Annotated in this window: 15 protein-coding genes and 1 tRNA gene; 14 read left to right on the forward strand and 2 right to left on the reverse strand. The window is 49.1% G+C overall.

Going from position 1 to position 14,076, the window contains the following annotated elements; translation table 11 throughout:
- Positions 1-95: 95 nt before the first annotated feature.
- The 6 genes from rapZ to KNO96_RS09075 all read left to right on the forward strand — a co-directional run bounded on the left by rapZ (position 96) and on the right by KNO96_RS09075 (position 4,426).
- Positions 96-968: an RNase adapter RapZ gene (rapZ, locus tag KNO96_RS09050; RefSeq protein WP_214703418.1), complete on the forward strand. Its 873-nt coding sequence runs from the start codon at positions 96-98 to the stop codon at positions 966-968.
- A gap of 1 nt (position 969) precedes the next feature.
- The gene (locus KNO96_RS09055) at positions 970-1,965 is read left to right on the forward strand and encodes a gluconeogenesis factor YvcK family protein (protein WP_026825435.1); all 996 of its coding nucleotides are present in this window, start codon (positions 970-972) and stop codon (positions 1,963-1,965) included.
- A gap of 34 nt (positions 1,966-1,999) precedes the next feature.
- Entirely contained in the window at positions 2,000-2,953 is a 954-nt protein-coding gene (gene whiA / locus KNO96_RS09060; RefSeq protein ID WP_026825436.1) for a DNA-binding protein WhiA, read from the forward strand.
- Between the two features lie 86 nt (positions 2,954-3,039).
- Positions 3,040-3,276, forward strand: a complete 237-nt coding sequence (locus KNO96_RS09065; RefSeq protein WP_012726920.1) for a hypothetical protein — start codon at positions 3,040-3,042, stop codon at positions 3,274-3,276.
- A 92-nt stretch (positions 3,277-3,368) separates the two neighbouring features.
- Complete coding sequence (locus tag KNO96_RS09070; RefSeq protein ID WP_026825437.1) at positions 3,369-3,893, forward strand: DUF2179 domain-containing protein; 525 nt, start codon at positions 3,369-3,371, stop codon at positions 3,891-3,893.
- An 89-nt stretch (positions 3,894-3,982) separates the two neighbouring features.
- On the forward strand, positions 3,983-4,426 hold the full coding sequence (locus KNO96_RS09075; RefSeq protein WP_353047584.1) for a hypothetical protein: 444 nt from the start codon (positions 3,983-3,985) through the stop codon (positions 4,424-4,426).
- 56 nt (positions 4,427-4,482) lie between these two features.
- On the opposite strand, the gene clpP is transcribed toward KNO96_RS09075, so the two are convergent.
- Together clpP and KNO96_RS09085 are read right to left on the reverse strand one after the other, a co-directional pair.
- Complete coding sequence (gene clpP, locus KNO96_RS09080) at positions 4,483-5,058, reverse strand: ATP-dependent Clp endopeptidase proteolytic subunit ClpP (RefSeq protein ID WP_012726916.1); 576 nt, start codon at positions 5,056-5,058, stop codon at positions 4,483-4,485.
- 219 nt (positions 5,059-5,277) lie between these two features.
- A tRNA-Arg gene (locus KNO96_RS09085) sits at positions 5,278-5,350 on the reverse strand.
- A gap of 118 nt (positions 5,351-5,468) precedes the next feature.
- Here KNO96_RS09085 and KNO96_RS09090 point away from each other — a divergent pair.
- From KNO96_RS09090 to eno, 8 genes are all read left to right on the forward strand, one after another.
- Entirely contained in the window at positions 5,469-6,614 is a 1,146-nt protein-coding gene (locus KNO96_RS09090; RefSeq protein WP_214703420.1) for an RNA polymerase factor sigma-54, read from the forward strand.
- A 5-nt stretch (positions 6,615-6,619) separates the two neighbouring features.
- Positions 6,620-6,877, forward strand: a complete 258-nt coding sequence (locus tag KNO96_RS09095) for a glutaredoxin family protein (RefSeq protein ID WP_034770922.1) — start codon at positions 6,620-6,622, stop codon at positions 6,875-6,877.
- A 112-nt stretch (positions 6,878-6,989) separates the two neighbouring features.
- Complete coding sequence (locus tag KNO96_RS09100) at positions 6,990-8,015, forward strand: sugar-binding transcriptional regulator (protein WP_026825441.1); 1,026 nt, start codon at positions 6,990-6,992, stop codon at positions 8,013-8,015.
- Between the two features lie 57 nt (positions 8,016-8,072).
- Complete coding sequence (gene gap, locus KNO96_RS09105) at positions 8,073-9,080, forward strand: type I glyceraldehyde-3-phosphate dehydrogenase (protein WP_214703421.1); 1,008 nt, start codon at positions 8,073-8,075, stop codon at positions 9,078-9,080.
- A 97-nt stretch (positions 9,081-9,177) separates the two neighbouring features.
- Positions 9,178-10,362, forward strand: a complete 1,185-nt coding sequence (locus KNO96_RS09110) for a phosphoglycerate kinase (RefSeq protein ID WP_214703422.1) — start codon at positions 9,178-9,180, stop codon at positions 10,360-10,362.
- Between the two features lie 18 nt (positions 10,363-10,380).
- Positions 10,381-11,133 carry a triose-phosphate isomerase gene (gene tpiA / locus KNO96_RS09115; RefSeq protein WP_026825444.1) on the forward strand — a complete coding sequence of 251 codons (753 nt, stop codon included), beginning with the start codon at positions 10,381-10,383 and terminating at the stop codon, positions 11,131-11,133.
- Positions 11,134-12,672, forward strand: a complete 1,539-nt coding sequence (gene gpmI, locus KNO96_RS09120; RefSeq protein ID WP_214703423.1) for a 2,3-bisphosphoglycerate-independent phosphoglycerate mutase — start codon at positions 11,134-11,136, stop codon at positions 12,670-12,672.
- 36 nt (positions 12,673-12,708) lie between these two features.
- Positions 12,709-14,001: a phosphopyruvate hydratase gene (gene eno, locus KNO96_RS09125; protein WP_214699443.1), complete on the forward strand. Its 1,293-nt coding sequence runs from the start codon at positions 12,709-12,711 to the stop codon at positions 13,999-14,001.
- Positions 14,002-14,076 lie beyond the last annotated feature (75 nt).

Raw genomic sequence — 14,076 nt, forward strand, 5'->3', positions numbered from 1 at the left:
CCGCGGTCCTTCTCTTTTTTTCGGACGTTCGTTATACTAGATGGAGAGAGCTGCACACACGGCTCGGTTGTCAATTTTAAGGGGGCGTCAGCGAGATGGAAGATTTTAAAGGATTAGAAGAATTGATCATCATCAGTGGAATGAGCGGGGCAGGGAAATCGGTCGCGATGAATAGTTTCGAGGACCTCGGCTATTTTTGTGTCGATAACTTACCGCCGGTTCTCTTGCCACAATTGATTGATGTCATCAGCTCGGTCCGGCCGAAAATCGCGGTCGCTATTGATACACGCACGAGAGATTTTATCGACAGCCTGTTCATCGTCATTGACGATTTAGAAAAGAAAAATGTACATCCACATCTATTGTACTTAGAGACAAGGGAAGACGTGCTCGTTCGTCGCTATAAAGAGACACGACGTTCACATCCGCTCGCACCTGAAGATGCGCCACTCGTTGGGATCAAGATGGAGCGCGAACTGCTAGAAGGATTCCGTGACCGTGCTCATACGCTTTATGACACGAGTGATTTGAAGCCACAGATGTTGAAGGACCGCATCCTACAACAATTTAATGAGGAACGGATTCCGTTCACGGTCAACTTCATGTCGTTTGGTTTCAAACATGGGGTGCCGCTCGATATCGACTTATTATTCGATGTCCGTTTCATTACGAACCCGTTTTATATACCTGAGCTTCGACCGCTCACGGGTCAGACGACAGAAGTGCAGGATTACGTCATGTCACATCCGGAGGCACGAGCATTTTATAAAAAGTTGATTGACATGCTCGAGTTCCTCCTTCCGCAATATAAGCGCGAAGGAAAGACACAGATTGTCGTGGCGTTCGGTTGTACGGGCGGAAAACATCGTTCAATCACATTTGCTGAGAAAGTATCGGAACACTTCGCCGAGCGATATAACGTGAAGACAGTCCACCGTGACCTCGCTCACGCGACGAAGGAGAAGTGACATGAGACGAGACCGGAAAGTAGTGGCCATCGGTGGAGGAACGGGATTGTCCACCCTCGTCCGTGGCTTAAAACATTATCCACTCGATATTACCGCAATCGTCACAGTAGGTGACGACGGCGGAAGCTCGGGGCGTCTACGCGATGAGTTTCATATGTTACCTCCAGGAGACATCCGTAACGTCATCCTGGCGTTGTCGGAAGTGGAGCCATTAATGGATAAAATTTTGCAATACCGATTCGACACGGGCTATGGCTTAGAAGGGCACTCCCTCGGAAACTTGATGCTCACGGCGGCGACGCACATTTGTGAAGGTTCATTTGTGAAAGCGATTGACGTCATGTCACAGCTCTTGAACGCACAAGGGAAGGTATTGCCGGTCACAGAGACGCTCATGACACTCGCGGCGGAGTTCGAAGACGGAACGATTGTCAAAGGGGAATCCAAGATTCCGCTCCAAGAGCAGCCGATTAAACGCCTGTTCTTACTCGAGGACGGCATCAAGCCGGCACCCGGGGTCGTTGAGGCAATTGAAGAAGCAGACGTCATCGTCCTCGGCCCAGGAAGTCTCTATACGAGCATCATCCCGAACTTACTCATCCCGGCCGTACGGGAAGAAATCATCCGCTCGAAAGTCCCGGTCGTCTACATTTGTAACGTTATGACACAACCGGGGGAGACGAAAGGTTATGACGCGATGAAACATTTGAAAGTCGTCGAGTCGTACCTCGGAAAGGCATCAATTGACACGATTGTTGTCAATAACGAGCCGATTGCTGAAGACTATTTAGAGCGCTATCTTGAAGATGGATCAGAAGAAGTCCGTTTCGACCGGAAAAAGCTCCGACACTACGGGACGAACGTCCTCGCAGGGGATATCGTCGACTATAACCGTGATTATATCCGTCATGACTCTGATGCCATCGCCGGACTTGTCATGCAACGGGTGCTTCGGATTAAGAAACCTCGTTCGTTTCAGGAGTTGGAATTGAAATAAAGATTGTTTGAAAGATAGAAAGGAGGGGGACTCGATGAGCTTTGCATCAGATGTGAAGAAAGAACTCACCCAGCTCGAAGCAAACGATGCCGAGGCGAAAGCTGAATTGTCGGCACTCGTTCGGATGAATGGAGTCATCTCGCTTGCACTAGGACGAGGTATGACCCTAGATGTCTCGACGGAGAACGCCTCGATTGCCCGGCGGATGTATTCATTGATGAAGCGGCTTTACGACCATCCGCTCGATTTGTTTGTACGGAAGAAAATGCGTCTGAAAAAGAACAACGTCTATATCGTCCGTGTATCACAACATGCAGAGACGATGCTTCGGGACCTCGAGATTCTCGGAGAGAATTATGAGATGATCCGGACACTGAACTCGGATATGACACGGGACGAGAACTTGGCACGTGCCTATTTACGTGGGGCGTTTCTTGCGGGTGGGTCGATCAACCATCCGAAGACGTCATCGTATCACCTCGAAGTGTATAGTTTGTATGAAAATCATAATCAGGCGCTACGTGATTTGGCGAACCGCTTTGATTTGAACGCAAAGACGCTCGAACGGAAAAAAGGACATATCCTTTACATGAAAGAGAGCGAGAAAATCTCAGATTTCCTCAAATTGATTGGCGCCACACGAGGGATGCTGGAATTTGAAGATGCACGCATCATCAAAGATATGCGTAACTCCGTCAACCGTCTCGTCAACTGTGAGACAGCGAACTTGAACAAAACGGTCGGTGCGGCATTGCGTCAGGTTGAGAATATCAAATTCTTAGAACGGACAGTCGGACTCGATGTCTTGCCGAAAAAACTGCGGGAGATCGCCGAACTGCGTGTCACGCATCAAGACGTCTCCTTGCAGGAGCTCGGGGAAATGCTCGAGTCCGGACCAATATCGAAGTCAGGAATCAACCATAGACTTCGTAAAATTGATCAAATTGCCGAGCGTGTGCGCAGCGGTGGCGAGATTGCATCTTCGTGATGCGGTTGCACCAAAACCATTCTTCCTATATAATAAGCAATTGTGTATAGGTTTTATGAAAAGCGAATTAAAGGAGCTTCATCATTATGTCGAATGAAAAGAAAAGATTATCGCTCACGATCGACGCTAAGCTCGATCAAGTCATCACAGAGCGTGCAAAAGAAATCGGGATTCCGAAAAGTGCACTCGTCACGTTTGCAACGAGCCTCTTCTTGAACCAGCTTCGTGCAGAAGAGTTGTTGAACGGAGATAAGAATGCAATCTACGAAGTCATTCGTAAAGACTACGAGTTGCTCACGAGCGTAAAGAATCTAGATAACTAAGTGAAAGGTTGACTTCGGTCAGCCTTTTTTAGTTGCATCTCTCCAGAAAATTTGGAATAGTTGAGGTACTGAATAAAGAGGAGGGCAAATGTATGGGACAAGCAAGTCAATTGCTACTTATTTTATTGTTACAATTAATCTTCGTGCCGGTTCTGACCCTTCGAACGATTATGCTTGTTAAAGGCAAAACAATGATTGCAGCGATGTTTGGTACGCTAGAAACATTAATTTATATCTTCGCGCTCGGTATTGTATTCCAGGATTTGACGACGCTCGGAATGATCGTCTATGCGGTCGGGTTCGGACTCGGGATTTTACTCGGTGGCTTCGTCGAACGGAAACTCGCAATCGGCTACAACATGATTCAAGTTCACACGAAAGAGTACCCGGCCGAGCTCATTCAACAGATGCGCGACAATGGATACGGTGTGACACATTACCAAGGTCAAGGACGTGACGGAATCCGTTATCGTCTTGACGTATTGGCGGCCCGGACACGGATGAAGGAACTTCGTGAACTTGTCGAGAAACATGAACCGAAGGCGTTTCTCGTCGCATTTGACCCGATTGATTTCAAAGGCGGCTATATGATGAAAGGGCTACGTCGCCCGAAATGACGCACGAGACTCACGTAAGTGGGTCTTTTTTTGTTGGAGTAGGAATTTTACTACGCGATAGGGAACTAGTGAGAGAAGGAGATGAGACCGTGAAGAGCAATCGACGTTTTTGGATTGTCTTATTATTCTTGCTTGTCGGTGTTGGCATCATCTATTTTGCCGTGACGCTGTTAGGCAACGGAGAAGACACCGTCAAACCACCACTCCCGACTGTCCGCGTCGGTTCGGTGACGGCGGAAGTAGAACAATCGACGTACTGTTGGGAGGCCGGCAATCAAGCGACATGCGCCGACTATGGTTTGCCGGAAGAGGATGACCTGCAACTGATTACGGTCAAACCGGGAGACCGAATCGACGTCGTCTATCATGCGGAACCGAAGGCATCGAGTTTTCATCGAATCGAGGACGGCGAACTCGTCCCGGCAGACGCAATCGTCCCGGATGAGCCGGGCACCTATCTCTATGAAGTCGGCGGGGAATGGACGCAAGGCGATAGTCGGTACGTATTCGGCGTCAAGGTGTCCGAAAAGTGACAAAAACCATATTAAAAGACGTTTCCCGATAGAAATGGGAAACGTCTTTTGTATGATTAGCGTGTCATGACTTTGTCGATGAGACCGTAGTCTTTCGCTTGGTCAGCTGCCATGAAGTAGTCGCGCTCTGTGTCGCGTTCGATGACTTCAAGTGGCTGTCCAGTGTTTTCTGCCATGATTTGGTTCAACTTCTCACGCATTTTGATGATGCGTTCTGCGTGAATTTTAATGTCTGACGCTTGGCCTTGTGTGCCACCGAGCGGTTGGTGAATCATAATCTCCGCGTTTGGCAATGCGAAGCGTTTACCTTTTTCACCGGCTTGGAGCAAGAAGGCACCCATCGATGCAGCCATTCCGATACAAATCGTCGACACGTTCGGCTTGATGAAGTTCATCGTGTCATAGATCGCCATACCTGCTGTAATCGAACCACCTGGGCTGTTGATGTAGAGCGAGATGTCCTTTTCTGGATCCTCAGCTGCAAGGAAGAGGAGCTGTGCGACGATGGAGTTCGCGACGTTGTCGTCAATCGCACTACCGAGAAGGATGATACGGTCTTTGAGCAAGCGTGAGTAGATGTCATACGCACGCTCCCCACGGCCTGTTTGTTCGATAACTGTTGGAATTAACATTGAATCTGCCTCCTTTATGTAGGTTGTAATTTCATCATACCTGTATAGTCAATGTTGGTCAAACAGAAACCCTCTCTACTGGTTATTCCACGACCCGCGATGTGTAAAACGTCTCAAGTGCTCACGTTATTCTATTCGGAAGCGGGGTGGTTTGAAATTGTAGGTGAAAATATACAAAAAGGACGAAAACCAACTAAGGTCTTCGTCCTTTATTTCTGATACACCCGGAGAGATTCGAACTCCCGACACCTGGCACCGGAAACCAGTGCTCTATCCCCTGAGCTACGGGTGCATATGTGTGACACGAATTTATTATACATTTGTTTTATTGAAAAAGCAATCCTGTTCATTTACCTTTTTTGAGCGCGAGTGGAGCGGGTTCGTTACAATAGAGAAGAGGGGGGAGAACGATGCAACGGCAAGAACAAAAACAAGTGCAACAGCAACAGATGACGCAAGACCTCGTGCAACGGCTACCGGTGCTCGAAGCGGATCGTCTGGCGCTCATATTTCGTCTTGCACGGCTAGCCCGACATAACGCGAACATCCATCTTGGAAGCGGGGGTGTCGAATGGATCGAGGATGTGGCGAGCGCGTTTGAAGAGAAACTGTTCACCCAAATTCGAGAAGGGGGCGGTAGTGAGGCGGATAAAGAGCTTAGACGAAAGCTCGTCCTCTTGCTCGACCATCGGGGATTATTGCCGGACACGAATGAAGTGTTGGCGGAGCGTCTTCAAGTCGATGTCGCTCAAATCGAACAAGCGAGACAGGCGCTCTTGTTTCTTGAACCGACGGGGATCGGGGCGAGAACAGAAAGAGAGTGTCAATATCGACATGCGATCGAACATGATGACCCTCGTGTCGTCGATGTGTTCGACGCAATCGAGAATGGTGTGAGTCATCAACAGATGGCAATCGTGCTTGCCGTCTCAGAGGAAGAGCTTGCCGGTCTAGAACGTATTGTGGCGACGCTTCCGAAACGTCCTAATTTATATGAAGAAACTAGTCAAATTTTTCCGGAAGTCGAGGTGAGCTATGAAGACGAAAAACTCGTCACGACATGGCTCAGCCCTGAGCTCGACTCGACACGAGTCGGCAATGATCGTGAGGCGAGATGGTGGATGACATCCCTTGCGATGCGGAATGAGACGTTGCGTGAGATTTGGGGCGTCATCGAATCACGTCAGACGGAATGGCTCAAGGGAAAACTTGTCCTCAATCCGTTGACCCGTCGGACGGTCGCGCACTTGATCGGAAAACATGAATCGACGGTCGGGCGTGCCATCCAAGGGAAATTTGCCAAGACTGAGAACGGGATTATGGAGTGGAGACACTTTTTTGTCCGGTCGACGAGTCATGGTCATTCACCGTTTATGATCAAACGTACGCTCGCTGAACTGATTCAACAAGAGACAGCACCACAAAGTGACCAGACGCTCGCCCATGAGCTGGCTCGATACGGTTATCAAGTGACACGTCGGACGGTGACGAACTACCGGGAAGAACTAGGGTTCGGTAACTCACGGGAGCGTGAGCGGCAGTTGTGGAAAGGGTGACTCAGATGAAATTGACATTATATAAACGTGAGAATTGCTCGCTTTGTGACGAGGCGGTCGTCATGCTCGAATGGCTTCAAGAAGACTATCCGATTGAAATCGAACAAATTGATATCACAGGGGACGAGGTACTCGAAGAAAAGTACCTCTTCGAAATCCCCGTTCTTATACACGAGGGAGAGGTCATCAGTCAAGGGCGATATGATGACAACAAAGTTGAAGATTTTGTTAAGTATACGCTTACATTGAAAAAAAACGTTTGAAGGGGTTGTCAGACGGAAAAGTGATTGATAAGATGAACTCGTAGCGGTGGGACGCAAATAAAAAAGTGGGACGAAAATTGTCCACACTTAAAGTCGAGGGGGTATGAGCATGATCCAGCAACTGATTCACGTTCAGAAGCAAATTGTCCCTGACCTGCTCGATACGCTCCGACATCGTTACGATATCTTACATTACGTCCGCTTGATGCAGCCAATTGGCCGCAGGACACTCGCAACGAGTTTGGGATTGACCGAACGAGTACTCAGGCGAGAGGTTGACTTTTTGAAAGATCAAGGTCTCCTTTACGTCGCTACTCAAGGAATTTCCCTCAGTGAGACGGGACGAAACGTCTTGCGAGACTTGCATGAGATTATGGGAGAACTTCTTGGAATCTCAGAAGTGGCAAGAGAGCTTGAAGAAAAGTTAGGGGTTCGCCAAGTCGTCATCGTGCCGGGTGATTCAGATGAAACATTCTGGGTCCAACGCGATATCGGACGGGCAGCGGTCACGCAATTAAAAGCGCGGCTCGCACCGGATGATAACGTGATCGCGGTAACAGGTGGAACGACGATGGCATCGGTTGCGGCCATGATGTCGCCCGATAAAAAAGAACGCCCGATGCATTTTGTGCCGGCACGTGGAGGTCTGGGAGAAACGCTTGAACTTCAAGCAAACACCGTCTGTTCGCGCATGGCGGACCGGGCCCACGCAGACTATCATCTTCTACATATTCCGGATGAAGTATCACAAGAAACGTTCGACCGGATGGTGGAGGAACCTAGCATAAAAAATGTGCTGGAAATGATTAGAGCGGCGCAAATAGTGGTACATGGAATTGGTGAGGCAGAAACGATGGCAAAACGTCGTCACGCATCGCCGGAGCATTTGCGGATGATTGAACGGCATGATGCCGTCGCCGAGGCATTCGGATATTATTTCAATGCTGAAGGTGAGATCGTCCATCGCGTCAAGACGGTTGGGATTCAACTCGAAGAGCTGGATGACATGGATACCGTCATTGCGGTTGCTGGAGGAAAGTCGAAGGCGCAGGCGATCGCCGCTTATGCGAAACACACGTCGAACATCATCCTCGTCACAGACGAAGGTGCGGCGAAAGAATTATTAACTTGTTATTAAAGAGTTGACCCCGTTGGCTCTTCAATAAATAGCTTCTACCCTAAGGAGGAAATTAACATGGCAGTAAAAGTTGGTATTAACGGATTTGGACGTATCGGTCGTTTGGCATTCCGCGAGATCATCAAAAACGAAGGAATCGAAGTTGTTGCAATCAACGACTTGACAGACACGAAGATGCTTGCACACCTTCTCAAATATGACACGACTCAAGGTCGTTTCGACGGAGAAGTTGAAGTACACGACGATCACTTCCTCGTAAACGGAGAGAAAGTTATCACGCTCGCTAACCGTAACCCTGAAGAACTTCCATGGGGAGACCTCGGTGTAGACATCGTTCTCGAATGTACTGGATTCTTCACTTCAAAAGAAAAAGCTGAGCTTCACTTGAAAGCTGGCGCGAAGAAAGTTGTTATCTCAGCTCCTGCTACAGGTGACATGAAAACTGTTGTTTACAACACAAACCACGAAATCCTTGATGGTTCTGAAACAGTCATCTCAGGTGCTTCTTGTACAACAAACTGCTTGGCACCAATGGCTAAAGTTCTTCAAGATCAGTTCGGAATCGTTGAAGGTCTCATGACTACGATTCACGCTTACACTGGTGACCAAAACACGCTTGACGCTCCACACCCTAAAGGTGACTTCCGTCGTGCACGTGCAGCTGCAGCGAACATCGTTCCTAACACAACAGGTGCTGCTAAAGCAATCGGTCTTGTAATTCCTGAACTTCAAGGAAAACTTGACGGTGCTGCACAACGTGTACCAGTTGCTACAGGTTCACTCACTGAGCTCGTAACTGTACTCGACAAGCAAGTATCTGTCGACGAAGTAAACGCAGCAATGAAAGCAGCGGCGAACGAGTCATTCGGTTACACTGAAGACCAAATCGTTTCTTCTGACATCGTTGGAATCACATACGGTTCACTCTTCGATGCGACTCAAACTAAAGTGATGACAGTTGGCGACAAGCAACTCGTTAAGACGGTTTCTTGGTACGACAACGAAATGTCTTACACTGCACAATTGGTTCGCACAGTTAAGCACTTCGCTAACATCGCGAAGTAAGTTCGTGAACTAAATAGAATCAAATAGGAGCGGAAACAAGAGATTGTTCTCCGCTCTATTTATGAAATAACACGCACGACATATGGAGGCGAAAGTTATGAACAAACAGTCTATTCGTGACATCGATGTAAAAGGGAAACGCGTCTTTTGCCGCGTTGACTTCAACGTTCCACTCAAAGATGGCGTCATCCAAGATGAAACTCGGATCCAAGCCGCACTTCCAACGATCAAGCACTTGCTTGACGGTGGTGCGAAACTCGTCCTTGCGAGCCACCTCGGCCGTCCAAAAGGCGAGAAGAATCCTGAATTCTCACTTGCTCCGGTAGCAAAGCGTCTCGCTGAGCTCCTCGGAAAAGATGTACCGCTCGTCGAAGAAGCATACGGTCCTGTTGCAGAAGAAGCGGTCGCTAAACTCTCTGAAGGCGATGTCGTCGTTTTAGAGAATGTTCGTTTCTACCCAGGAGAAACGAAAAACGATCCTGAGCTTGCAAAAGGATTTGCAGCACTTGCTGACGTATACGTCAACGACGCATTCGGCGCGGCTCACCGTGCGCACGCTTCAACTGAAGGGGTTGCACACCACGTGGATACAGCCGTTTCGGGTCTATTGATGGAAAAAGAACTTGAAGTTCTCGGTAAAGCTCTTTCTAACCCGGATCGTCCGTTCACGGCGATTATCGGCGGATCGAAAGTAGCTGACAAGATTGGGGTCATCGACCACCTTCTTGACATCGTTGACACACTCATCATCGGTGGTGGACTCTCGTACACGTTCTCGAAAGCACTCGGGCACGAAGTCGGGAATTCACTCCTTGAAGAGGATAAGCTTGACCTCGCTCGTCAATTCATGAAGAAAGCAGAAGACAAAGGCGTGAAATTCTTGATGCCTGTCGACTGCGTCATCGCGAAAGAATTCGGCGAAGAAACGTATGTCGGCCCAGTCGATATCGACTCGATCCCAGCGGATCACATGGGTCTCGATATCGGACCGAAGACAGTCGAACTTTACGCGGACGCGATTCGCGAATCGAAACTTGTCGTATGGAACGGACCGATGGGCGTATTCGAACTTGATAAATACGCAGACGGAACGAAAGGTGTCGCTCAAGCACTTGCGGACAGCGATGCATACTCAATCATCGGTGGTGGCGACTCAGCCGCTGCGGCAGCCAAGTTTGGTCTTGCTGACAAGATGAGTCACATCTCAACTGGTGGCGGCGCGTCACTCGAATTCATGGAAGGCAAAAAACTTCCAGGTGTCGAGGCGTTGAACGACAAGTAATTTAGAGGAGGGTTATCGATGCGTAAACCGATTATTGCAGGTAACTGGAAAATGAACAAAACACTCTCGGAAGCTGTCGCTTTCGTAGAGGAAGTAAAAAACAACATCCCATCTACTGATAAAGTAGATGCAGCGATTGGTGCTCCGGCACTTTTCCTCGCACCGATGGTAGAAGCAGCTAAAGGGTCAAACTTAATGCTCGGTGCACAAAACATGTACGACAAAGATAGCGGTGCCTACACTGGCGAAATCAGCCCAGTGATGGTCGCTGACCTTGGTGTGACGTACGTCATCCTCGGTCACTCAGAACGTCGCGAGTACTTTGGCGAATCAGATGCGTTCATCAACAGCAAAACGAAAAAAGCGTTTGAACACGGTCTTACGCCAATCGTTTGTGTCGGTGAAACACTCGAGGAGCGCGAAGGCGACAAGTTCGAAGAAGTCATCAAAACACAAGTCGAAGGCGGTCTTGCTGACCTCTCTGCTGACCAAGTCAAACAACTCGTCATTGCGTACGAGCCAGTTTGGGCAATCGGTACAGGTAAATCAGCGGACGAAGCTGACGCACAAAGCTCTTGTAAGTATGTTCGTGACGTTGTGAAAGGTCTTTACGGCGAAGACGTAGCGGCTGCAGTACGCATCCAATACGGTGGATCTGTCAAACCTGAGAACATCAAAGAGTACATGGCACAAGAAGACATCGACGGCGCACTCGTCGGCGGTGCTTCACTTGAAGCCGCTTCGTTCCTCAAATTGTTGGAGGCGATTTAAATGGCTAGACCAGTCGCACTCATCATCTTAGATGGTTTCGGGATGCGTGACGAATCGTTCGGTAACGCGGTCATGGCCGCGGACAAACCGAACTTCGACCGCTACTGGGAGCAGTATCCACATACGCTCTTAAACGCAAAAGGCGAGTACGTCGGTCTTCCAGAAGGACAGATGGGGAACTCAGAAGTCGGTCACTTGAACATCGGTGCCGGCCGGGTCGTCTATCAGTCACTCTCACGCGTCAACAACGCAATCAAAGACCGTTCGTTATTCGATCGTCAAGCGATGAACCATTTGGCAGGACATGTGAAGAAACATGACTCGAGCCTCCACATCATGGGCCTCGTGTCAGATGGCGGGATTCACTCGCACATCAACCACATGTTTGCCATCGTTGAGTTCGCAAAACTACACGGCATCGAAAAAGTGTACATTCACGCGTTCACGGACGGCCGTGACTGTGATCCGAAGTCAGGAGCTGGTTTCCTCAAGGAAACAGAAGAGAAGCTTGCTGAACTCGGTGTCGGTCAAGTCGCTAGCGTGTCTGGTCGCTACTATGCCATGGACCGCGACAACCGTTGGGAGCGCGTCGAGAAAGTATACGACGTTCTTGTAAACGGCAAAGGCGAAGTCGGCACGGACCCAGTCGAGGTTCTCAAGAAGTCTTACGAGAACGATTTGACGGATGAGTTCGTCTTACCGACCGTCATCGAAAAAGATGGCAAGCCGGTCGCGACAATCCAAGACAATGATGCCATCATGTTCTTCAACTTCCGTCCGGACCGGGCGATTCAGTTGTCGAAAGTGTTCAAAGAGAAAGCCGGATTCGAAGGCTTCAAACTCTCGGACAACCATCCTGAGAACCTTCTCCTCGTTTCGATGACGAAGTACTCGGATGTGATTGACACAGATATCGTCTTCCCACCAGAAGATTTGAAGAACACACTCGGGGAAACACTCTCTGCGCAAGGATACAAGCAACTCCGCGCCGCAGAAACAGAGAAGTACCCACACGTCACGTTCTTCTTGAACGGACAACAAGAGAAGCCGTTCGAAGGTGAGGATCGTCTCCTCGTACCTTCACCGAAAGTCGCGACGTACGATCTTCAACCAGAAATGAGCGCATATGAACTCACAGACGGTTTGCTCGAACGTATCGAGTCGGATGAGTATGATGCATACATCATCAACTTCGCGAACCCGGATATGGTCGGACACTCAGGTAAGCTTGAGCCGACGAAGAAAGCGATCGAAGTGGTCGACGAATGCCTCGGTAAAGTAGTGGACGCATTACTTGCTAAAGGTGGCGCGGCCATCATCACAGCGGACCACGGGAACGCGGACATCGTCACGAACCCAGATGGTTCACCGATGACGGCACACACGACGGAACCTGTTCCATGTATCGTCACAAAAGAGGGAGTCGAACTGAAACCAGTTCTCGAAGGCGCACTTTGCGACCTCGCCCCAACGCTTCTCGACCTTCTCGGTGGAGAGCAGCCAGCTGAAATGACTGGTTCATCAATCGTTACAAAATAAAACAACTATTTTTCAAACGAAAAGGAGCGATTTTTCATGTCAATGATTACAGAAATTTACGCACGCGAAATTTTAGATTCACGCGGTAACCCATCAGTAGAAGTAGAAGTCTTCACAGAAGACGGCGGTTTCGGCCGTGCCCTCGTCCCATCAGGCGCATCAACTGGTGAGCACGAAGCAGTTGAACTCCGTGATGGCGACAAGTCACGTTACCTTGGTAAAGGCGTACTCAAAGCCGTTGCGAACGTAAACGACACAATCGCACCAGAACTCATCGGCTACGATGTATTCGACCAAAACGCACTCGATGCGAAAATGATCGAGCTCGACGGTACGAAAAACAAAGGTAAACTCGGCGCGAACGCGATCCTCGGTGTCTCAATGGCAGCAGCACACGCAGCAGCAGACGAGCTTGGCCTTCCACTTTACACATACCTCGGTGGATTCAACGCGAAGACGCTTCCGACTCCAATGATGAACATCATCAACGGTGGTTCGCACGCTGACAACAACGTTGACTTCCAAGAGTTCATGATCATGCCTGTTGGCGCGCCAACGTTCCGTGAAGCGCTCCGCATGGGTGCAGAAGTATTCCACGCCCTCAAATCAGTTCTTTCTGGTATGGGTCTCAACACGGCTGTTGGTGACGAAGGTGGTTTCGCACCAAACTTGAAGTCAAACGAAGAAGCGATCACAGTTATCCTTGAAGCGATCGAAAAAGCTGGTTACAAAGCTGGAGAAGACATCTACCTCGCAATGGACGTTGCGTCTTCAGAATTCTATGACAAGTCAACTGGCAAGTACGAACTCGCTGGTGAAGGCAAAACGATGACAACTGCTGAGCTTGTAGACTTCTACGCTGAGCTCGTCGACAAGTACCCAATCATCTCAATCGAAGACGGTTGCGACGAAAACGACTGGGACGGCTTCAAATTGCTTACTGACAAAATCGGTAACAAAGTTCAGCTCGTTGGGGATGACCTCTTCGTAACGAACACTGAGAAACTTGCTGAAGGTATCGAAAAAGGAATCTCAAACTCGATCCTCATCAAAGTTAACCAAATCGGTACGCTCACAGAAACATTCGACGCAATCGAAATGGCTAAAAAAGCTGGCTACACAGCAGTTATCTCACACCGTTCTGGTGAAACAGAAGATGCGACAATCGCGGACATCGCTGTTGCGACAAACGCTGGTCAAATCAAAACTGGTTCACTTTCACGTACTGACCGTATCGCGAAATACAACCAACTTCTCCGCATCGAAGACATGCTCGGCGATGTTGCGAAATACGACGGCATCAAGTCGTTCTATAACCTCAAAAAATAAGTAATTGTTTTCAGGCTCGCTTCGTGCGGGCCTGTTTTTTTTATGTGGAATATCCGTTCAATCGACGGGCACGAA

This window comes from Exiguobacterium sp. s89 (genome assembly GCF_018617735.1).
GTDB lineage: Bacteria > Bacillota > Bacilli > Exiguobacteriales > Exiguobacteriaceae > Exiguobacterium > Exiguobacterium marinum.

Bases quoted from the DNA above. Each gene is read 5' to 3' on its own strand.
- KNO96_RS09055 (WP_026825435.1), top strand. From the start codon at position 970: ATGAGACGAGACCGGAAAGTAGTGGCCATCGGTGGAGGAACGGGATTG.
- KNO96_RS09110 (WP_214703422.1), top strand. From the start codon at position 9,178: ATGAACAAACAGTCTATTCGTGACATCGATGTAAAAGGGAAACGCGTC.
- rapZ (WP_214703418.1), top strand. From the start codon at position 96: ATGGAAGATTTTAAAGGATTAGAAGAATTGATCATCATCAGTGGAATG.
- KNO96_RS09070 (WP_026825437.1), top strand. From the start codon at position 3,369: ATGGGACAAGCAAGTCAATTGCTACTTATTTTATTGTTACAATTAATC.
- KNO96_RS09065 (WP_012726920.1), top strand. From the start codon at position 3,040: ATGTCGAATGAAAAGAAAAGATTATCGCTCACGATCGACGCTAAGCTC.
- KNO96_RS09095 (WP_034770922.1), top strand. From the start codon at position 6,620: ATGAAATTGACATTATATAAACGTGAGAATTGCTCGCTTTGTGACGAG.
- KNO96_RS09090 (WP_214703420.1), top strand. From the start codon at position 5,469: ATGCAACGGCAAGAACAAAAACAAGTGCAACAGCAACAGATGACGCAA.
- whiA (WP_026825436.1), top strand. From the start codon at position 2,000: ATGAGCTTTGCATCAGATGTGAAGAAAGAACTCACCCAGCTCGAAGCA.
- gpmI (WP_214703423.1), top strand. From the start codon at position 11,134: ATGGCTAGACCAGTCGCACTCATCATCTTAGATGGTTTCGGGATGCGT.
- eno (WP_214699443.1), top strand. From the start codon at position 12,709: ATGTCAATGATTACAGAAATTTACGCACGCGAAATTTTAGATTCACGC.
- clpP (WP_012726916.1), bottom strand. From the start codon at position 5,058: ATGTTAATTCCAACAGTTATCGAACAAACAGGCCGTGGGGAGCGTGCG.
- tpiA (WP_026825444.1), top strand. From the start codon at position 10,381: ATGCGTAAACCGATTATTGCAGGTAACTGGAAAATGAACAAAACACTC.
- gap (WP_214703421.1), top strand. From the start codon at position 8,073: ATGGCAGTAAAAGTTGGTATTAACGGATTTGGACGTATCGGTCGTTTG.